The organism is Actinosynnema sp. CS-041913 (genome assembly GCF_050942485.1).
Lineage (GTDB): Bacteria > Actinomycetota > Actinomycetes > Mycobacteriales > Pseudonocardiaceae > Actinosynnema.
The window spans coordinates 2,265,870-2,284,467 of sequence record NZ_CP192037.1 but is presented as its reverse complement, the minus strand read 5'-3'; the positions used below and the strand labels follow the sequence as shown (position 1 = coordinate 2,284,467).

Genomic DNA, 18,598 nt, shown 5'->3' with positions numbered 1-18,598 from the left:
ACCGAATGATCGTCATCGACGCGGCCTCGCCCGTCCCGCCGTTCGAGCAGCTCCGTGCCCAGCTCGCCCGGCAGATCCAGGACCACACGCTCGCCGTGGGCACCCGACTGCCGACCATCCGCCGTCTGGCCGCGGACCTCGGCTTGGCCGTCAACACCGTCGGCCGGGCCTACCGGGAGCTGGAGGAGGCAGGGTTGATCGAGACCCGTGGATCGGCCGGCTCGTTCGTGTCCACGGCCGGCGAGAAGGGACGCGAACGGGCAAGCCGCGCCGCCGCCGACTACGCCGCCGTCATCGCCAGCCTCGGCATCGACACCAACGAGGCCATCCGCATCGTGCAAGCAGCGCTGACCATGGGCATCGCAGTATCGCCCGCCACACGCGGCCCGAAAGAAGCGTGACATGGCCGTACCCCACAGCCTCCCCCAGCGCATCTTCCTGCTGGCCTACAACCCGGACAAGGGCAGGGTCGGCCCAGGCGCCAACCTGGGAGCCATGCTCCGCGCCGCGGCCCTCGCCGACCTCTACCGGGGCGGCCACCTCACCGACGAACGCGGCCACGCCGCCATCGACGTCCGGCGCCCCTGCCACGATCCCGTCCTCGACGCGCTCCTCGAAGAGATCGCCGGCTCCAAGCCACACACCTGGCAGTCCTGGATCGGCCACCGGCAGCGCGCCGCCGTCCGAGCGGTACGCCAACAGCTCGACGATGACGGCTGGGTCCACCTCCAACCCCACAAAACCCTCGGGCTGTTCCACACCACCAAGGTGACCATCCGCGACCTCCGCGTCCGCAAGGAACTCCTCGGCCGGGTCGACACCGCCCTGCATGAACCCATCAGCAGCATCGACCCCGCCGACGCCGCACTCGTGGCCATCATTGCCGCCGGCGACCTCAGGCTCGTCCTCGACCGTAAGACCAGGCGCGCCAACAAACAGCGCATCCAGGAACTCACCGAGCTCAGCGAACCGATCGGCCCCGCCCTGCACAAGTCGATCCAGGCCGCTGCGGTCGGTGAGGTTTAGTCGGGTTGTTCCCACCCGACCTGTCCGGGTTCCACGACGGTGCGCGGGTCACCCCGGAGAGGGCGGGAACCGGTGTGCGCCATGCTGCGCGACAACGGTACGTGTTGCCGCCACTAAGTCGAGGACCGGTTCTTCGTCCACATCGGATTCGACCAGTACATGTACGTCGGGAGCGTGGATCCGTGTGAGCGGGCGGTCGCGTCGACCTCGCGAGCAGGGGCTGTTCGTCGAACCGTTGGGAGCCTCGCCCTACGACCGGGCCGGAGACGGTCTTGTGTGCGTACCCGCTCACCCGGCCTGTGAGGCCGAGGGCGGGAGGTCCGCGTTGACCAGTACGAGCACCTGAACCCGTTGGCTCCCATCGCCGCCCCCGAGTCGGTGGACCTGCTGTTCACCGGCGTCGAAGCCGACCCTCACGCCGTGCAACACATTCGCGACCAGGGAGTGGACGTCATGCCGGTCCGACGTTCGAGGATCGCTGTACCTGGTGCTGTACCGGGATTTCCAGCACTGTGGCACCGACACCTTCGGCGTCGACCAAGTGCTCCTCCAGGGTTGGTCCCGTGATGGCGAGGTCCTGGCGGCGCAGCCAGTCGAACAACTCCCGGCCGGTGCGCACCACGTCGCTCGTGGGCGGGACCACCGCGCGCACCACATCGCGTGCGGGCAGCGTGAGGCTCTCGCCCCCGTGCCCGGTCGTCCAGGCCGCGGCGAAGCCGTCTGCGGGCAGTCCGCTCAGCCAAGTCAGCAGCGTGGCCGGAGCCGGGCACCGTACGCCCAGCTCGGACGGGTGGCCGACCCGCGTGTAGTGAACGCGCAGACGACGCACACCCACCGTGGTCTGCTGGGGCAGGATCGAGGTCTGTACTGCGAGGTGGTCCTCGGCTGCGGACACGGCTGCGGACATGGTCGCGATGTCACGGCGGAGAACGTCCAGTGCGCCGGCCAGCGCCTGCCGAAGTTGCGGATCAGGCGCATCCACGAGTTCGGCGATCTGGCGCAGCGACAAGCCGAGACGTTGAAGTCCGCGGATGCGTTCCAGCCGGGTCAGCTCTGCCACGCCGTACCAGCGGTAGCCGGTGGCACGGTCCACCGCGGCCGGGTTCAGCAGACCGATCTTGTCGTAGTGGCGCAGGGTCCGGTCGGAGACCCCGGCCATCCGCGCCAGCTTCCCGATGCGCCACATCGTGCTCCTCCTCGGGGTTGACCTTGCCCGTGCGTCAGGTTCCTACGGTCGCCGACATGGACTCCACCCACGACCACACTGCGGCGACCCGACTCACGGGCGTCCTGTTGTTGACCTCGTTGACGGCAATGATCGCGAGTGCGGCCATAGTCGTGCCATCAGGGTTGACCCTGAATCCGGCCGAACCCGCCGCCGCGCTGGCCGCAGTCGCAGCCCGCCCCGGCCTGCACCTGATCGAACTGGGCCTTGATGTCGTCGGCTGGGTCGCCCTGACCGGCAGCGCACTCGCGATGGCCGCCAGAACCGGGCCCCGCCTCGCACTGCTACCGGCCGGACTGCTCTTCGGCGCCGGGCTGACCGGAATGCTCCACGACGCCGGCAACCTCGCACTGACCCAACTGGCCGCCGATGCCGGCGACGCCACGACGGTCACGGTCGCCACAGCGGTCCTGCTCACCGCCAAGTGGGCAGTCAACCTGACCGGCCTGCTCTGGGTCGCAGCCACCGCGACTGCTGTCCGCTACCTCCCCCTCACGGCCGGCCTGCGCCGTATCGGAGCGGTCGCCGCGCTGTCCGGCCTCGCAGCCGTCGTGCTGCCCTGGACAACCGGGATCAACGGCCCCTCTGCGACACAGGAACAACTCGGCTACGCCCTACACCTGCCGATCATGATCTGGTACGGCGTACTGGGTTGGCGCGAGCTGCGCGTGGGGTCGCAATCCCGCGAACCGGACGTGGCGTCGAGCTGATCGATCACCGTGCGTACGGAAGAAAAGCACCGATACGCCGTCCTGGCCACGACACCTCCACGCGCGGCCAAACCACAACAACCACACATAAGTCACTGGAAACCCGGATGATCGGGAAACCGTCAGATCCGGTTGGGGAGGGGGTCGTCGGGAGAGGGACCGGCTTCTGCCGTCCCGCCCAACGGCCTACCTCGCCCGGTCGGGGCCCGAGTACGAGTCCGGCCCTTTCTCCGGTGGGTCGAGTTGTCCGGGAATGGCTGGAAGGTTCGTAGACACCGGTCTTCGACGGCTCGGTCGCCGGTCCTCGGTGATGTCCCACAGTCGTGTCTCGCTGTCGCCGCACCGGCCACGAGTGTGCGCCCGCCCCGGGCTCAGCGCCACGCTGAACACCTTGCCGTTCTTCTCGCCGCGGCTGAAGTCGTCGATCGGGCGCTGTGGCCGTATCCCATAGCAGCGCGGTGCCGTCCGGGGCCCACATAAGGCCAGATCCGCGGCGATGGCCTCGCCGATGCCCCGCGTGGAGCCCGTGACCAGAGCCGTCCCGCCGGTGAGGTCGAGGTGCAGACCGCTCCTCCTACTCGATGTCCTCACCCATGATCACCCGCACCACCCGGAGCGGCCACGCGAGAGCGAGACCCCTCGCGGGGACTTCAGCCCGCGACTGCGGGAACGGCGCCGTCGCAGCGCTTTGCGCAACGGGCGCCGTCCCCTTAGCACACCCGGCGGGAGTGCCGTGATCACCCGGTTCGCGATCAGCCGCGTTCGGGCAGCAGGCCCGGAGGGAGATCGCGTAGATGCCGATCGGGCCGCAGTCCGCCCCCCACGGACAGCGTTCCTCCACCACGGCCGGCCCGGCGTCGCGGCTGATGACGGGTGAGATGACGAACGCGGTGCCCGGTCGTGGTTCGGGCAGGGTGATCTCCTTGCCGGTCGATTGGTCGTGGACGAGGGCCCGGGACTCGCCGAACCTGTCCGAGTCGCTGCTGAGCCGTAGTGGCCGATCAGGTCGGGCCACCCACCGGCAACGCTGAACGCGACAGGCGCGAAGTCGGTCCGACAAGTACCACTGCCAGGACGAACCCTGTGTCTCGCTTCGGTTATTCCCAGGGGACTGCGCGGTTGTCATCGTCACTGTGCGTGGCGATCGCGGAGCACGTGCTGTCAGACTTGGCGAACGACAAGAACAGGCCGCTGTAGTCGTTGGCGAACCCCCCGGCTGTTACCTGCGGCGTCGTACTGCAGGGTCCAGTGCTGACTCCAGGCGTAAGAACGACGCCAGTGAGCAGCGGATGCCCGGATCGTCGCATAGCGACTCGCACTTCCAATCGACTCAGCCAGCCAGCACCTCCGAACGGATACCGAGTATCGGAAAAACAGCTACGTGGACTCGCACCAGATATCCGGTGCCTGACAGCGTGACAGTCAAGCCCGCAGTAGATCCTCCGCCGGTTAGTGAAATCGTATCGAGACCCTCGTAGTACAGATCAACCGAGTCCATCGCGCCATCGCGTATCTTCACTCGAACCGACCGCTCGACCACGTCGTAACTGAGTAGAAGCTCACGGCCGCCCGAAGCCACTTCGACCAGATAAGTCGCTTCACCTCCAGCCAGCAGCACCGGCGTAGCACCGAAAGCTTCCATGAAATCACCCTCGGCCGGAACACCGATATCAGACATACGCGTCAACCAGCCTTTCGGGATTATGGTAGTCAGCCGCAGTGTACCGTCAGCCATGATTCCCCAGGAGGACTCCACCAGTAGAAAGCCCCAGGCCCGCTTATCAGTGATTCCCGCGCCTGGAAGGCACCATGCTCGTTGACCCAAGACCCAGTGATGTCACTACTGGCCTTCACTGCGTGCCGCAAGTGGTCGGCGATCAACTGTCGACCCGCCGGCGTATCGTGGACGCCGATCCGTGCCAATTCTCGCGGGTTTTAATCGGACCGGGGCGTGCTGTGGGAGTGCGGCTTAGCCCTGCGGAACATATAGCCCCATTGCCCGGTTCGATTTGAATGTCCGGAGGAGGCGCTGCCTTGCGCCTGCCGTTCAGGGCATCAAGCCCTTCGTCGACTTCCGCCGTCTCCGCCGTCCCACGAGCCGAACGGCGCCGACGGGACCGTCCCAGGTGTGCGTCAGAGCCCTTCGGCACTGTCCGACTCCACGTAAGTGTCCATCGCGACGTACGCCCCGCACTCTGCCAGGAGAGCGACCAATTCCGCCTCCAGCACAAGCCCGTCCTGGCCATCCTTCGGGCTCCACGACACCATGAGATCGATGGGTGCCGTAGCGGCCAACGACTTCAGCACCTCCCGATTGCCGGCCATGAAACCCTTCACCAGCTTCAACCTGTCGTCGAGGTGTCGCGGACCATCGCCACCCGGCTCGACGTACCAGAACTTCGTCGAGTCGTCGGCGGACGGGATACCGATCCTCCGGGCGATCTCACCGACTGACGATCCATCAGCCCAAACCCGCAGCGCCGCCCTCGACCAAGGGGCATCAGTCATCGTCTACTCCGGTAGTCAGTCACACAGGTTGCCGATGGAGTCCTGACTTGGCGTTCCGCCAGGAATTTGCACGTACACCTCACCACTGTCCACGCCCCACATGGTGAGGCCCCAGTCGGCCGCCGACACCGGACCATCCGCACAGTGTCAACCATGCGTCACCCGAACATGCTCAATGTGACTGCCACGAAGGCCCGGTGTGCGTCGAGGCGTCGGCTGGGACGCCTCTGTTCGTCAAGCGTCGGATGCCGGTCGGGCTGCCCGCCGGAGGACACGTGGCGTCGGGTCGGCGAAGCTGGAGAGTGCAGGGTCCGCCTTGATGCGGTCGGTCACGGCGGGTCAGGGAGTGTTGTCGACGGGAAGGGTGACTCGGACTGTGGTGCCCTGGCCGGGTGTCGAGGTGACGCCGACCGTGCCGCCGTGTGCGGTCGCGATCGCTTCTACTATGGCCAGGCCCAAACCTGATGAGCCACCGTTGTCGCGGCGGCGGCTGGGGTCGGCGCGGTAGAAGCGCTCGAAGACGTGCGGCAGGTGCTCGGGTTCGATCCCGTCGCCGTCGTCGCGTACCGCGATCGTCACTTCCGCGTCCCGGCGGGTGACGATGACCGTGACCGGCGTGCCGGGTCTGGTGTGCTGGACCGCGTTTCCGACGAGGTTGCGCAAGACCTGCTGGATGCGTGGGCCGTCCCCGTCAATGACCGCTTCCGCCTCGGCTTGCAGTCTGATGGCCCGGTCGGTGCTGACGACCCGGGCGTCGTCGACGACCTCGCCGGCCAGCGCGACCACGTCCACCGGCTCGCGGTTGAGCGGACGGGCCGCGTCGAGGTGGGCCAGCAACGCCAGTTCGTCGACGAGCAGCCGCATCCGGCCCACCTCGGCCTGCATCCGTTCCATGGCGTGGTCGAGCTGGTCGGGATCGTGCAGGGCTCCTTGGACGTACAGGTCGATCCAGCCCTGCATGGTCGCCAGCGGCGTGCGCAGCTCGTGGCCGGCGTCGGCGACGAAACTGCGCAGCCGGTCCTGGGCCCGCCGCTGGGCGTCGAAAGCCCCCTTGACCGCGGTGGCGATGGCGGCTTCCGGTCCGGCGAGCAGCAGGACGAGGGCGAGCCGCCACCGGGAGGGCCGGTTCACTCCCCCACCGCCCGCAGGTTGTAGCCGAATCCCCGCACGGTGTGGATCAGCGAAGGCCCACCGGAGTCGATTTTGCGGCGCAGGTTCGAGATGAACCGCTCGACCACGCCTGTGTCGCCGCCGAAGTCGTACTGCCAGACGTGGTCCAGGATCTGGGCCTTGGACACCACCCGCCCGGAGTTGGCCAACAGGTAGCGCAGCAGCCGGAACTCGGTGGGAGAGAGCTCGACCGGACGCCCGTCCCGGGTCACCTCGCGCCGGGCCTCGTCCATCACCAGGTCGCCGCAGCGCCACATGCCCTCCGGTATCGCCGGCGCCACGCGGCGGGAACGCCGCAGCAGTGCCTCCAGCCGTGCGGCGACCTCCACCACGTGGAACGGCTTGGTGAGGTAGTCGTCGCCGCCAAGGCGCAGCCCGCGCACACGGTCGTCCAACTCATCGCGGGCAGTCAGGAACATCACCGGCACGTGGATGCCCCGCATGCGCAGCAGGTGCAGCAGGTCGAAGCCGTTCGTGCCGGGCAGCATCACGTCCAGCACGATCGCGTCGGGCGTGCGCGCCTCGATCGCGGCCAGCGCGGCCGGCACGTCGCCGACCGCCTCGACCTCGAACCCCGTGAAACGCAATGCGGACAGCAACAGCTCTCGCAGGCCCGGGTCGTCATCCACCACCAGAATGAGGTCCACGTCCCCATCACACCATCCTGACGGAGGCGGGACGATGCCCCGCCGCAGTTCCGGTGAGCCGCGCACCCACCACCGACGCAATGGTGACGGGCCCCAGCGCGACGTCACCCTTCGGCACCGAGGCCGCGAAGATCACGGCCTGCGCCGGCGCGTGACGGCCACTCGTGCCCTGGCCCGGAAGGCGATCGCCGGTGCCGCCCCGCCATCGTGGTCCGAACAGCCCCGCGTCGCACCGTCCGCGCGGGGCGGCCCGGCACATCCGAACCTGACGGTTCCCTGCCGGTTGCCTGACGGTCGACCCACGCCGATGGTGTCCCCGGCCGGCTGCTCCTAGCGTTTTCCCCGGCACACCAACACAGAGATGGGAAAACGATGTCTGGTACCACCCGTCGTGGGTTCATCGCCGGCACCGCGGCCCTGGGCAGTGCCGCGCTGGTCGGAAGTCCGGCCGACGCGGCCGTGACGATGGAGCAAGGCGTGCGCGACGCGGCCGTGATCGCGCCGAGCGACGCTCGCTACGAAGACCTCGTGCTGCGCCGGACGAGCGAGCGGTTCTTCCCCCGGCCCGCGTGTTTCCGGTTGCCCACCACGACCGAGCAGGTCGTGCGCGCAGTGGACGAGGCCGTACGGCAGGGGAAGCGGATCACCGTCCGCAGCGGTGGGCACTGTTACGAGAACTTCGTGGGCGACGGCGCGGAGGTGATCATCGACATGTCCGCGATGCGGCAGGTCACGTTCGACCGGCACCGCACCGCGTTCATGATCGAGCCTGGCGCCGGCCTGTGGTCGGTGTTCGAGCGGCTCTACCTCGGTTGGGGTGTCACGATCCCCGGCGGGCAGTGCGGGGGCGTGGCCGCAGGCGGCCACATCCAAGGTGGCGGTTATGGTCCGCTGTCCCGACAGTTCGGCTCGGTGGTGGACCACCTGTACGCCGTGGAAGTCGTCGTGGTGGACCGCTCGGGACGGGCGCGGGCGGTGGTCGCGACCCACGAGCCCGGCGACGACAACCGGGACCTGTGGTGGGCGCACACCGGCGGCGGGGGTGGGAACTTCGGCGTGGTCACCCGGTATTGGATGCGTTCGCCCGGCACCACCGGCAACGACCCCACCCGCCTGTTGCCGAAGCCGCCCGCCACGACCCTGGGCGCAACGATCGGGTGGAGTTGGCGAGAGGTCACCGAGCAGTCTTTCCACCGGCTGCTGCGCAACTACGGCGAATGGCACGAGCGGAACAGTGCGCCCGACTCCCGCTACGCCAGCCTCTTCAGCCCGATGCTGATCAGCCGGCGCAACACGGGCGCCGACCCCGGAGGGTTCGCCATGGTGGCCATGTTGGACGGGAGCCTGCCCGGCGCCGACCGGCTGCTGCGCGACTACCTCGCGGAGATCACCGAGGGCGTCCCGGGCACGATCACAGTACGGCCGCCCCATCGGCTGCCGTGGCTGGCGGCGGTGAAGGCCGGGTCGCTGAGCCAGTCCGATGAATCCGGGACGTTCAAAGCGAAAGCGGCCTACCTGCGGAGACGATTCACCGACGAGCAGATCAGGACCGCCTACGCCCACCTGACGAGCACGGATCACAACAACGAGCGCGCGCTGCTGCTGTTGCTGTCCTACGGCGGCAAGGTCAACACCGTGGCGCCGGACGCGACCGCCATGTCCCAGCGGGACAGCATCATGAAAGTGGTCTACACCGTCACCTGGACCGATCCGAACAGCGAGCAAGCGAACCTGGACTGGATCCGACGCTGGTACAGCGCGATGTACCGGGACACCGGAGGCGTGCCGGTCCCGAACCGCGTGAACGACGGCTCCTACATCAACTATCCGGACATCGACACCATCGATCCGAAGTGGAACAAGTCCGGAGTTCCGTGGCACACCTTGTACTACAAGGACAACTACCGGAAGCTACAGCAGGTCAAGCTGCGATGGGATCCGCGCGACGTGTTCCGCCACGCCATGTCGATCACACTGCCGCACTAGAGACGACCCTGTTGATCGCGCTGGTGGAGGGGAACGTTCACGATCGAGCCAGCTTGGCCCTGCCACGCAAGCGAATCCTGCTCAACCAGTAGCAACAGCGACGATCTCTCACCCGCCTCAGCTCAGATCGTCAAACACGTTACCAAGGCTCAAGCACCTCCGGCTAACGGCTACTCCACGACCCGCCGGGTGCTCGCTGGGCTCCTTGGGGTCCGACTGCCACAGCGGCGATCAGGCGCCGGAGCGGAAACCAGCAGCGCTGTCGGCGCTTCCGGCGAGCCAACGCCTCCCCCAGGGGTCGTGCAGAATGACCAGACATTCGACGACGCGTCGCCGGCAAGCGGCCCATTCCCACAGGAGCGCCGACCGTCTTCGTTCTTTGCACGCCGCTGGGTGGCCCGCACGATGGACTGGAGCTTGATTCTCATCTTGACCGGTCCCCTGTGGGTGTTGACCGTCCGGTTCTACATGCAAGAAGGCACGGCTCACGCCGCGCTGTGGGTGGCCGGGACTCTGTTGACACAGGTATTCATTGCGGCCGGCGTCGACGTGGGCCAGCACGTGTGGGCGGGTAGAACAATCGGCAAAGCATTGGTCTCGCTGAGGGTAATCGATCGGACCGGCGGGAGACGTCGACCATCGGTTCGCCAGGCAGTCATGCGCGCAGGATTGACAACGTTGCTACCTGGAGTTGGCTGGAGCCTCGTCGCCGGTGGTGTGGCGGGCATGAGTTCACTGGCCATGATGTCGGGCGTCGCGCTCGTCGCCATCTCTGCCATGGAGAGCGTCACGGGCTGGCACGATCGCATAACAGGTACCCAAGTGGTGTCGATCTCCGTGGAGGCCGGCAAGGGTTGGTCGCTGGTGAGCCACGTCAATGCGAGTGCGCGAGAAACCACCACCTTTGTCCGTGTGCGGGAGAGCAGTTCTGAGGCTGTTGGTACGGCCGAGCACGGCAACGGGGAAAAGCCGCCATGTCCTCCGACGTAACCGCACCGTACTTCGTATCCACCACACGTCGAACGTGCACGCCTGTCGGCAAGGCTTGTGAGGTGCCGGAACTCTGCACTGGGACGCTGAGCTGCGGCGATCCTGCCCCATGGGCCTCCAGGGCGATTGGCCGGTGCTCCTCGGCCGGTCCTCCGCGGCCAAGGACGTCGAATTGCTGGTGCTGCGGCACGAGGTCGCCGTACCGCGCCAGAGCAATCCCCGCTCTCTCCAAGCCGAGCCCGACCGGACGGCGGCACCGTTGGTGCTGATCACGATCGCCTCGAACACACTCTGAGCGGAGTCAGCGGGGCATCGCGACCAGTGCCTCGACCTCGACGGTCAACGCCGGGGCGGCCAGGGCGGCGACGACGATCAGGGTCTGTGGCGGGTAGTCGCCGCCGGGGAACCAGCGGGCGAACGTCTCCGTCATCGCGGTGCGGAAGCCGGGCAGGTGCTCGGTGCCCGACACCATGCTGAACAGCTTCACCAGGTGCGCCGGCCCCACGCCGGCCGCATCCAGCAGGCGCTCGATGTTGGCGAACACGGCCCGCGCCTGGGACAGCGAGTCCTCGCCCGCCAGGCTGCCGTCGGGCAGCGTGCCGATCTGGCCGGCGAGCACCACCACGTCGTGGTCGGCGGACACGTGCGCCAGATGGCTGTACGGCCCGGCGGGTGCGGCCACGGTCTCGGGATTCCAACGCCGGATCACGAGTTCTCCTCAACTAGGTCGGGCTGGGCGGAACCCTACGTCGTCGCCTCCCTGCCCGATCGCACGACCGTCGAAGGGCCCGCGAGAAGGAGCGGGCACTGCTTGTTGTGCACCTCGCCGACCGGCGGTCGGCGAGTACGGCGTTGCGCAGGCAGCGTGCGAGTACGCGCATCGCCTCCGTCGAGGTCTTCCCGCCGGCTCTCCTGGTGTCGTAGTAGGCCCCGACGAACCGATCCCGTGCAAGCCCGGCACGACCGACCCACCCGGCCACACCCGACCCACGCCCCCGGCCCACCACAAAAAGCAGGTTCGAGATCTGCTTGGTGCGGGTGCCCAGGTCCGCCTTGGGCAGCCGCTCGGCGAAGGCGATCCGGGTGGGGAGTTTCCACGCCTGCGAGGAGACCCGGCGCGGCGGGCACCGCCGTTGAGTGCCTTCTTCGGGCTCCCAGCGTCATCTCGATTGATGTTCGACGGGGGAACGGTCTGGAGCACGTGAATGTCCAGGTAACGACATGCGGGCATGACGAACTCCCGTTGGTAGCTTGGTCCTGGGTGACGGCCTCCGACTGTCGGACCTGACGGGATTGGTCGGCGAGGTGCCTTGGCGGCAGCCGTTCACAGCCGGCGGCGACCTCGGCCGCGTAGGCGGGCGCGGAGCACGGCGTGCCGGGTCCCGGTGCCCAGGTGTCGCTCTCGTCGGGCCCGTACGCGGCTTTGCCGGGTGGCGTGGCGTCCGCGGTCGGACGACGGACCGTGAAGGTGTTCCCCGCTCTCGAACATCCGCCGCCGATCGCGTCCGGGCAGTGGGACGTGGATGCGTTCGCGAACAGGCGCCCTTGGAGCACGGACGGCGGGCAGGCCGAGGGTGTCGACCATTCGGAGCGCTGTGCGGTCGACGCCGGACCCGACACGTTCGGCGGGCAGGACGGTACGGCGGAGGTCGCTCATGGCTGCTGGACTCCAGTGCTCGTGCAGGAGGCGTGGTGCGGTGCACCGCCTCGGAACCGGTGGCGTGCGGCCCGCGCCGATCGCGCGGTGCGGGCTTCGAGCGGCACGGCGGAGGGCGGCGGGGAGTTGCTCGAACCCGCCGTCGACCTCTGGGCGTCACCGGTCACTGCTGCATGCCGCCCATGATGTTCACCCCGCCGACAACCGGTCAACGCGTTTTCGGAACACGCCCGGCCCGACCCGGCCGGGCGCGGCACGACCTTGTGCCTGCCGATGACCTCATCCACGCAGGCAGAGGGCGTACGCCGAGCGTCTCGCCAAGCTCCTGGCCGAAGCCAGTTGATCAGTGTGTTGCGACGACCCGTCGAATCCGCCCCCGCCAGGTAGGTGCCGTTGTCCTGACGCTGCTTGGACACCACCACAATCGGCTCGTCGGTGTTGTAGTGGTACTCGAACACCGCGTCCGCCGACACCGACGCCTTGTCGTGCCCGGGAAGCCATGCCGCGACCAGCCGGCCCAGCCCGTCGTGGGACAGGTCCGCACACCGGTTGTTCGCATCCACCGACGCGACCGATGTACCCCACGCCGGGTTCAGCAATTCCTTCGACACGTCAGGTGAGGAAGGATCCGGCGGTGGTCAGGACTTCCACTCGCCGGTCATCTCGACGTAGTTCTCGCCACGGACGTTCTTGCCGTCGTACCTACCGGTGAACGCCGCCGTGGCTTCCAGGTAGCCGCTCCCGTCGGGAGTTTCGATCTCCTGGTCCGGGTGTCCGGTGACCTGCACGTCAAGCTCGGACCGCAGGGCGGGAATCCGGATACGCCAGCGAGTGGGGTACGTCTGGCCAGTGGCCGGACTCGTCCACCGGCGGGAAACGCCCGAGGCGAGCGGCTCGACGTCGACCACGTCGTAGGTGCCGTCCGGATGCAGAACTGTCGCCCAGCTATGCTTGGTCCCGGTGCCGATCGTGTCCCAGATGGCGACCTTGTCGCCGTTGGGCATGCTGAGATTCATCCACGTCCATCGGACGAGCGACGTGGGCATCTCACCCCACTGCCTGTCCAGCCAGGAGGAGCCCTTCACCTGGTGCTTCTCACCGTCGACGACGAGCGTTCCGGACGTCCGCATCGCCGGGAGGGCGAACTCGTAGTTCGGCACGCCGTCGGCCAGGGCGAAAACACCGGTCGACGCGTAGTTCATGACAGGACCGGTCGGCGACAGTTGGACGTCGAGCGATCCCCAGGGCGTCTCGACCTGCACCGATTGGCGAACGGCGTCACCCGACCAGCTCAGCCCCGGCGCTGTGATGTCGAGCTTGCCCTGGCTCCACCGATAGTCCCCCGGCTCGACCATCGCGGCGTGGTCCTTGTACCACCCGGTGGTCTTGTTGATCACCGAGAACGTCCAGCGGTACGCGGCTTCGCCCCTGTTCGGGAGAATGCGCGTGTGGACCTGCAGACCGAATTCCTGGCCGTTCGCCCGCACCGAACTGGTGAAGTAGATCGAGTCGAACCAGGTCGGCTGGGGCCCGGGCGCGTGTCGACCCAGGTCGGTCTCGGGGTGGACGAGGGCCGGGATTCCCGACGTGGTCGGACTGACGGCGGATGCCGCGGACGGAGCGGCCTGAACGGAAGGGCTGATCGGCACACCGATCGCCACAGTCGCCGCCGCGGCGGCCAGGGCCACCGCTCGGCGCCTGGTCTTGATTGTGGACATGAATACTCCCCTTGCATCTGAGTGAACAATTACCGTCGCACGGCGCCGCCGACAGGGCGGGCACTAGTTTGCAACACAAACAACACTATGTTGGTACTACACACAAGCTCAAGCGCATCTCGACAAGAAATCCGACGACGTAATGGAGGGCGTCCCATCCGAACGCTCCGACCGGCGACCACGTCGCTCATGCCGGTTCAGAGCCGGCGGCCGTCAAGAACGACCCGAATTCCACTGTCCGGCATCTCCCGGGCCTTCACGCGGACAAGCGGGCTTTCTACCGGTGGTTCGTACGTCCAGACGGCACAACGGAATCGCGAGCGATGTCGAGACCCCTTTCTCGGTTGATCCTGCCGTTGGCCTGGAGAGTCGCAGGGCGTCGCCGATCAGCGGAAGCCGGACGCTGCGCGCGATGATCGGCCGAAGTGCGATCTGTCGTCGGTTGTCGGGCGTGAAGAAGGACCGCCCGCTCACGCCTGCCTGCTGATAGCCGGTGAGGTAGGGGCGTAGCCGAGCTTCCGGACGGTGGAGCGCAGACCGTCGGCGCCCACGACGAGGTCGAACCGTTCCGTGGTGATCGCGCCGTTGTGGTCGAGGGTCACGTCCACACCGGACTCGTCCTGCTCGACCTTCGTGGGTTGGGTCGCGAAGCGGATCTCCACGTCGTTGGGGAGTGCGTCGAACGCAGCATCATGCGCCGGTCGCCGGGAAGGTCTCCGAATCCCAGGCCGGGCTTGCGGTGGCCGGCCCGGTTGACGACGTAGGTCCTGCCGCCACGCACCGACCGATCGGGGATGGCGTAGGTGCTCGCTCCACGATCACCGGTTCCCAGCCGATCTGGCGCAGGCGGATCGCGGTGGCGAGACCGCTGATGCCGAGACCGACGACGAGACAACGCTTATGACTGTGGACGGGCACGGTTCTCCTTGGGACGGGTCGGGAACTGGTGGGCCGGTGTCCTGCGAGACACGGACGATGCGGTCACCTGTCTTCTCGCTCCATGTCTCGGTCACCTGGGCCGGAGGCACGGGACGGGCTGCACACCCGGATCGCGCAGCGCGTCGAGCCTGGAGGCGTCGCGCCCGGCGGCGATCACGTGCGTGGCACCGAACTTCCTGGCGATCAGCACCGCCATTCCTCCGGTGCTGCCATCTCGTGCCCGGCCGCGACGCCGGGGGCGGGGTGTCCGCTGTACCGCGGCGAGGAGTCGAAGCTGGTGACGACAGCGGCGTGCACGACACCCCCTCGGGTTTGGTTTGCATTACGCACTACCCCGAGTTTGGTTGGTAATACCAACTATGTCAAGTAGGATCGCGGCATGAGTTCTGACGATGCGCTCGCCGACGCTCTGGTCCGGGCGTCGTTCCGGGTGATGGCCGTGCTCACCCGCATCGGCTCCGATCACGACCTGTCCCTCACGCAGTTGCGGGTGCTCGGTCTCCTGCGTGACCGCCGGCCGCGGATGACCGAACTGGCGGCGTTTCTGGGTCTGGACAAGTCCACGATGTCCGGTCTCGTCGAACGGGCCGAGCGGCGGGGCCTCATCGCACGGGGTAGGTCGCCGGAAGATCGCCGTGCGGTCGATGTCTTCATCACACCCGCGGGGCGCGAACTCGCGGAACGGGTGCAAGAAGAGGTCCGCACGGCCCTCGCGCCCTTCACCGACCGGCTGCACGCGGACGACCGCCATCTGCTCACCCGCCTGCTCGGCTCCGTTTCCGATGCGGCAACAGCGAACCAGGCCACGAGGGGCACCACCGGCACCTTGCCCGTCCACGGCGCGTAGAGCCCTTCGGCGGCGCCTCCGGCGCGTGGTGCGAGATGGTCTCGCCGCTGCAGTCACGCCTGCACGTGTATGTGGCTGAACGGGTTCTGCTCGTGAAGTGGTTGGTGGCAAGCATCGGATGCCCTGAACGTCGGTCGGCTTCAGAGTGTTGATCAGCTTGTCGGTCTAGCGGTAGTCCTTGAGCACCAACCTTGTGTGGGCCGGGCCGAGTGGTCCGAACCATCTGCGATCATGCCGCACCATGGATCACTACGAACAGTTCCGCCGTGCGGCGATCGATCGGGGCATCTCGAACGACGAGATCGACAAGTTCACGGATCAGCTCCGATTCGCGATCTGCTTGGGTTCCGCCGGCCACGACGAGCAGGTCGTCGGTCAGACGGGAGGGCTTCCCCGGTTGCCGGTGGGCGCGGAGTGGCCGAGCAGTGGAAGGGGAAACCCGTTGCCGTTCATCGCTTCCGTCGACTGCGCGGTCCTTCCGCGGGTCGGAGGGCTTCCCCTGCCCGAGGACGGCTCGCTGCTCTTCTTCCTGCACCACGAGGGCGACCTGCCGGCTCCTCTCGGCACGGACGTGCCGGAGTTCGCTCGCGTCGTATACGTCCCGGCGGGTACGGAGACGGCGGTGGCGTCACCGCCGCCCGGCCACGACAGCGCGATGCCCTTCCACGAGGACATCCCGTTCCTCGCCCCCGAATGCCCGCTTTCCGCGTGGGTCCAGCCGGAGCTGCCGGAGTGGATCGAAGAGGACGACTACGACTTCGACGAGTTGGACGCGGCGATCGAGGAGCACCTGCTCGGCGAGCTGGAGCACGTAGACGAACTGTGCGAGCTGGTCGATGAGCTCTGGCCGGATCCCGACCGGTCCTCTGTGATCAACATCGGCGGGTACTGCTCGCAGATCGGCGGCCAGGACGACCCGTGGACGCAGATGGCACACATCGGCATCACGAGCCAGCTTGACGACTCGGACTTCCCGGACTCGGAACGGTTCCAACCGGGCGAGGTGGAGAAGTACCGGCTGACCCGTGAATGGGTGCCGCTCGCCCAGTTCCACACGGGGAGCCAGCACCACTACGGGTGCTTCCTGGTCAGTCGCGATGATCTCGCCGACAAGCGCTTTGACCGAACGCTGTCGTTCACCATGTTCACCGAGTAGGCGGGAAGCGCGGACACCACCCCAGCGCTCGGCGCTGACGCTACGAGCCTTCGATCAGCTTCCTCATCGGCACGATCGTCAGCGCCGGGCGGCAACCCCGGCGGCACGACCAGCAAGGGCCCGCAGCACGCCCATCTGGTTTCCCGGCAACCCGACGCACGCCAGTCCACACCGGACCCCAGCCGGCCGGCGTGCCGTCCGCTGTGGTCCCACCTCGATCGAGCGGCACCGGATCCAACGACACCCCGACCCCGATTTGGGGCGACACACCAAGTTGATGCATCGCTTCAAAGCCTTCTTCTCCGACAGCGGCCACTCCGTGCGGCTGCACAAGAACGCCCCCGGACCGAGCCACATCGCGTGCCGAGCCGTGCCCAGCGTCGCAGAGGGGCGGACCTGCCGCCCGCCCCTCTGCGACGCAGCCTCAGGACTGGCCGTGTCCGGCCGCCACGTCGAGGATCCAGGTGACGCCGAAGCGGTCGGTCAGCATGCCGAAGCCGGGTGCCCACGGTGCGGGACCGAAAGCCTCGATGACCGTCGCGCCGTCGGCAAGACGGTTCCAGTACTCGGTGACCTCGTCGACCGTCTCACCACGGACGGAGAGGAAGAAGGGCTCCTCGGTGATCGTGGTGCCGTTCTCCCGGCGGGTGGTGGACGCGCCCCGGGCGACGGGGACGTTGCCTCCCGGCACGTCGTAGGCCATGACCCGGAAGCCGTTGTCGGCGACGACCTCGCCGAACACCACCTTCCCGGTGTCGGGCAGCCCGGCGGGCATGCCGAAGTCGCCGTAGGTGGCGATGGTGGCTTTCCCGTCGAACACCGACCGGTAGAACTCCAAGGCTTCCCCGGCCTGGCCGTGGAAGTTCAGGTGCGCGACAGCGTTGATCGACATGGTGTGTGGTCCTTCGAGAAGTGGTGTTCGCCGTCGGTGGTTCCCGGCGGGCGGCATCATCGTGATGGAGGTAGCGGACAGGGAATGTCCGCTAGTGGTGCCACGATGGGAAACATGCCGATCTCCTCGTCGACGACCACGTCCGGCCGGTTGCTCGCGTTGCTGTCGATGTTGCAGGTACGCCGCGACTGGCCCGGACCACTGCTCGCCCAGCGGCTGGGTGTCAGCGAACGTACCGTGCGCCGCGACGTCGACCGGCTGCGCGAGCTCGGTTATCTCATCCGTTCGGTGAAAGGCCCGGACGGCGGTTACCAGTTGGACGCGGGCAGTCAGGTGCCGCCGCTGCTGTTCGACGAAGAGCAGGCGATCGCGCTCGCCGTGGCACTGCGGATCGCAGTGGGAACGGGCGCGGGCATCGAGGAAGCCGCCGTGAGGGCTCTCTCGACCGTGCGGCAGGTCTTGCCGTCCCGGCTGCGCCATCGCGTCGACGCCCTTGAGATCACCGCCGTCGAAACGGGCGGGCGCGGAGGTGACCGGCAGGTGGCCACCGACCTGCTGCTGGCGGTCAGTGACGCCATCCGGGCCTGCGAGGAGTTGCGGTTCGACTACCGCTCACCGGGCGGCCTCGAAGACGGCGGGCCGCAGCGGCCCCGCCGGACGCAGCCGCACCACCTGGTGGTCCGGGCCGGGCGCTGGTACCTCGTCGGGTGGAGCGCCGAACGCGAGGACTGGCGCATCCACCGCGTGGACCGGATGACGCTGCGCGTTCCCAACGGGCCGCGTTTCACCCCGCGGCAGGTGCCCGGTGGGGATGTCGTCACCTTTCTTTCCGCGCGGTTCAAGGGTTCCGACGGCAGCAACGCGTGGCCGTGCCAGGGTGAGGTGATCCTCGGGCTCCCCGTCACCGAGGTGGCTCCGTTCGCCGGCGACGGAGTCGTCGAAGAGGCCGGTCCCGCAAGGAGCAGGCTGAGGACCGGTTCCTGGTCCTGGGCCTCGCTCGCGGCGCGGTTGGCGCGCTTCGACGCCGAGATCGAGGTGGTCGGTCCGCCGCCTCTGCGGGAGGCATTCGCCGAGCTGGCTCGCCGCGCCGCACGCGCCGGGGGGACCACGTGATCCGGCACGGCCGG

General features: G+C 67.8%; 19 protein-coding genes. 9 read left to right on the top strand and 10 right to left on the bottom strand.

Annotated features, from left to right (window positions below; all coding sequences use genetic code 11):
- Positions 1 to 5: 5 nt before the first annotated feature.
- Positions 6 to 401: a GntR family transcriptional regulator gene (locus ACQPZF_RS11185; RefSeq protein ID WP_433270949.1), complete on the top strand. Its 396-nt coding sequence runs from the start codon at positions 6 to 8 to the stop codon at positions 399 to 401.
- Position 402: 1 nt separating this feature from the next.
- Positions 403 to 1,026: a GOLPH3/VPS74 family protein gene (locus ACQPZF_RS11180; RefSeq protein ID WP_433270947.1), complete on the top strand. Its 624-nt coding sequence runs from the start codon at positions 403 to 405 to the stop codon at positions 1,024 to 1,026.
- Between the two features lie 451 nt (positions 1,027 to 1,477).
- Here ACQPZF_RS11180 and ACQPZF_RS11175 read toward each other — a convergent pair whose 3' ends face one another.
- Positions 1,478 to 2,212 carry a MerR family transcriptional regulator gene (locus ACQPZF_RS11175; protein WP_433270945.1) on the bottom strand — a complete coding sequence of 245 codons (735 nt, stop codon included), beginning with the start codon at positions 2,210 to 2,212 and terminating at the stop codon, positions 1,478 to 1,480.
- 56 nt (positions 2,213 to 2,268) lie between these two features.
- Here ACQPZF_RS11175 and ACQPZF_RS11170 point away from each other — a divergent pair, with 56 nt between their 5' ends.
- Complete coding sequence (locus tag ACQPZF_RS11170) at positions 2,269 to 2,961, top strand: hypothetical protein (RefSeq protein ID WP_433270943.1); 693 nt, start codon at positions 2,269 to 2,271, stop codon at positions 2,959 to 2,961.
- A 1,330-nt stretch (positions 2,962 to 4,291) separates the two neighbouring features.
- On the opposite strand, the gene ACQPZF_RS11165 is transcribed toward ACQPZF_RS11170, so the two are convergent.
- The 4 genes from ACQPZF_RS11165 to ACQPZF_RS11150 form a co-directional block, all read right to left on the bottom strand.
- A complete protein-coding gene (locus ACQPZF_RS11165) occupies positions 4,292 to 4,696 on the bottom strand; it encodes a hypothetical protein (RefSeq protein ID WP_433270941.1) in 405 nt (134 codons plus the stop codon).
- 398 nt (positions 4,697 to 5,094) lie between these two features.
- Positions 5,095 to 5,469, bottom strand: a complete 375-nt coding sequence (locus ACQPZF_RS11160) for a hypothetical protein (protein ID WP_433270938.1) — start codon at positions 5,467 to 5,469, stop codon at positions 5,095 to 5,097.
- Positions 5,470 to 5,808: 339 nt separating this feature from the next.
- Positions 5,809 to 6,600, bottom strand: coding sequence for a sensor histidine kinase (locus tag ACQPZF_RS11155; protein ID WP_433270935.1), 792 nt, complete (start codon positions 6,598 to 6,600; stop codon positions 5,809 to 5,811).
- Positions 6,597 to 7,286 carry a response regulator transcription factor gene (locus ACQPZF_RS11150; protein WP_433270933.1) on the bottom strand — a complete coding sequence of 230 codons (690 nt, stop codon included), beginning with the start codon at positions 7,284 to 7,286 and terminating at the stop codon, positions 6,597 to 6,599. The genes ACQPZF_RS11155 and ACQPZF_RS11150 overlap by 4 nt, the downstream gene beginning before the upstream one ends.
- 372 nt (positions 7,287 to 7,658) lie before the next feature.
- Between ACQPZF_RS11150 and ACQPZF_RS11145 the strand changes: the two genes are divergently transcribed.
- From ACQPZF_RS11145 to ACQPZF_RS11135, 3 genes are all read left to right on the top strand, one after another.
- Positions 7,659 to 9,272: an FAD-binding oxidoreductase gene (locus tag ACQPZF_RS11145; protein WP_433270931.1), complete on the top strand. Its 1,614-nt coding sequence runs from the start codon at positions 7,659 to 7,661 to the stop codon at positions 9,270 to 9,272.
- Positions 9,273 to 9,572: 300 nt separating this feature from the next.
- The gene (locus tag ACQPZF_RS11140; RefSeq protein WP_433270929.1) at positions 9,573 to 10,262 is read left to right on the top strand and encodes an RDD family protein; all 690 of its coding nucleotides are present in this window, start codon (positions 9,573 to 9,575) and stop codon (positions 10,260 to 10,262) included.
- Positions 10,263 to 10,371: 109 nt separating this feature from the next.
- Complete coding sequence (locus ACQPZF_RS11135; protein WP_433270926.1) at positions 10,372 to 10,557, top strand: hypothetical protein; 186 nt, start codon at positions 10,372 to 10,374, stop codon at positions 10,555 to 10,557.
- A gap of 6 nt (positions 10,558 to 10,563) precedes the next feature.
- Here ACQPZF_RS11135 and ACQPZF_RS11130 read toward each other — a convergent pair whose 3' ends face one another.
- The 4 genes from ACQPZF_RS11130 to ACQPZF_RS11115 form a co-directional block, all read right to left on the bottom strand.
- Complete coding sequence (locus tag ACQPZF_RS11130; protein WP_433270924.1) at positions 10,564 to 10,971, bottom strand: RidA family protein; 408 nt, start codon at positions 10,969 to 10,971, stop codon at positions 10,564 to 10,566.
- A 9-nt stretch (positions 10,972 to 10,980) separates the two neighbouring features.
- Complete coding sequence (locus ACQPZF_RS11125) at positions 10,981 to 11,493, bottom strand: type I-E CRISPR-associated protein Cas7/Cse4/CasC (RefSeq protein WP_433270922.1); 513 nt, start codon at positions 11,491 to 11,493, stop codon at positions 10,981 to 10,983.
- A gap of 1,064 nt (positions 11,494 to 12,557) precedes the next feature.
- On the bottom strand, positions 12,558 to 13,637 hold the full coding sequence (locus ACQPZF_RS11120; RefSeq protein ID WP_433270920.1) for a lipocalin family protein: 1,080 nt from the start codon (positions 13,635 to 13,637) through the stop codon (positions 12,558 to 12,560).
- Between the two features lie 470 nt (positions 13,638 to 14,107).
- Positions 14,108 to 14,299 carry an FAD-dependent monooxygenase gene (locus ACQPZF_RS11115; RefSeq protein WP_433270918.1) on the bottom strand — a complete coding sequence of 64 codons (192 nt, stop codon included), beginning with the start codon at positions 14,297 to 14,299 and terminating at the stop codon, positions 14,108 to 14,110.
- 656 nt (positions 14,300 to 14,955) lie between these two features.
- On the opposite strand from ACQPZF_RS11115, the gene ACQPZF_RS11110 reads away from it, so the two are divergent.
- Both ACQPZF_RS11110 and ACQPZF_RS11105 read left to right on the top strand, forming a co-directional pair.
- Entirely contained in the window at positions 14,956 to 15,423 is a 468-nt protein-coding gene (locus ACQPZF_RS11110) for a MarR family winged helix-turn-helix transcriptional regulator (protein WP_433270916.1), read from the top strand.
- Between the two features lie 241 nt (positions 15,424 to 15,664).
- Positions 15,665 to 16,579 (top strand): YwqG family protein, encoded by a 915-nt coding sequence (locus ACQPZF_RS11105; protein ID WP_433270914.1) that lies wholly within the window; start codon positions 15,665 to 15,667, stop codon positions 16,577 to 16,579.
- A 424-nt stretch (positions 16,580 to 17,003) separates the two neighbouring features.
- Here the strand turns inward: ACQPZF_RS11105 and ACQPZF_RS11100 are convergent, their stop codons facing one another.
- Positions 17,004 to 17,471, bottom strand: coding sequence for a VOC family protein (locus ACQPZF_RS11100; protein WP_433270912.1), 468 nt, complete (start codon positions 17,469 to 17,471; stop codon positions 17,004 to 17,006).
- A gap of 114 nt (positions 17,472 to 17,585) precedes the next feature.
- Here ACQPZF_RS11100 and ACQPZF_RS11095 point away from each other — a divergent pair, with 114 nt between their 5' ends.
- A complete protein-coding gene (locus ACQPZF_RS11095; RefSeq protein ID WP_433270909.1) occupies positions 17,586 to 18,584 on the top strand; it encodes a helix-turn-helix transcriptional regulator in 999 nt (332 codons plus the stop codon).
- Positions 18,585 to 18,598: the final 14 nt, after the last annotated feature.

Bases quoted from the DNA above. Each gene is read 5' to 3' on its own strand.
- ACQPZF_RS11185 (WP_433270949.1), top strand. From the start codon at position 6: ATGATCGTCATCGACGCGGCCTCGCCCGTCCCGCCGTTCGAGCAGCTC.
- ACQPZF_RS11180 (WP_433270947.1), top strand. From the start codon at position 403: ATGGCCGTACCCCACAGCCTCCCCCAGCGCATCTTCCTGCTGGCCTAC.
- ACQPZF_RS11175 (WP_433270945.1), bottom strand. From the start codon at position 2,212: ATGTGGCGCATCGGGAAGCTGGCGCGGATGGCCGGGGTCTCCGACCGG.
- ACQPZF_RS11170 (WP_433270943.1), top strand. From the start codon at position 2,269: ATGGACTCCACCCACGACCACACTGCGGCGACCCGACTCACGGGCGTC.
- ACQPZF_RS11165 (WP_433270941.1), bottom strand. From the start codon at position 4,696: ATGGCTGACGGTACACTGCGGCTGACTACCATAATCCCGAAAGGCTGG.
- ACQPZF_RS11160 (WP_433270938.1), bottom strand. From the start codon at position 5,469: ATGACTGATGCCCCTTGGTCGAGGGCGGCGCTGCGGGTTTGGGCTGAT.
- ACQPZF_RS11145 (WP_433270931.1), top strand. From the start codon at position 7,659: ATGTCTGGTACCACCCGTCGTGGGTTCATCGCCGGCACCGCGGCCCTG.
- ACQPZF_RS11135 (WP_433270926.1), top strand. From the start codon at position 10,372: ATGGGCCTCCAGGGCGATTGGCCGGTGCTCCTCGGCCGGTCCTCCGCG.
- ACQPZF_RS11125 (WP_433270922.1), bottom strand. From the start codon at position 11,493: ATGCCCGCATGTCGTTACCTGGACATTCACGTGCTCCAGACCGTTCCC.
- ACQPZF_RS11120 (WP_433270920.1), bottom strand. From the start codon at position 13,637: ATGTCCACAATCAAGACCAGGCGCCGAGCGGTGGCCCTGGCCGCCGCG.
- ACQPZF_RS11110 (WP_433270916.1), top strand. From the start codon at position 14,956: ATGAGTTCTGACGATGCGCTCGCCGACGCTCTGGTCCGGGCGTCGTTC.
- ACQPZF_RS11105 (WP_433270914.1), top strand. From the start codon at position 15,665: ATGGATCACTACGAACAGTTCCGCCGTGCGGCGATCGATCGGGGCATC.
- ACQPZF_RS11100 (WP_433270912.1), bottom strand. From the start codon at position 17,471: ATGTCGATCAACGCTGTCGCGCACCTGAACTTCCACGGCCAGGCCGGG.
- ACQPZF_RS11095 (WP_433270909.1), top strand. From the start codon at position 17,586: ATGCCGATCTCCTCGTCGACGACCACGTCCGGCCGGTTGCTCGCGTTG.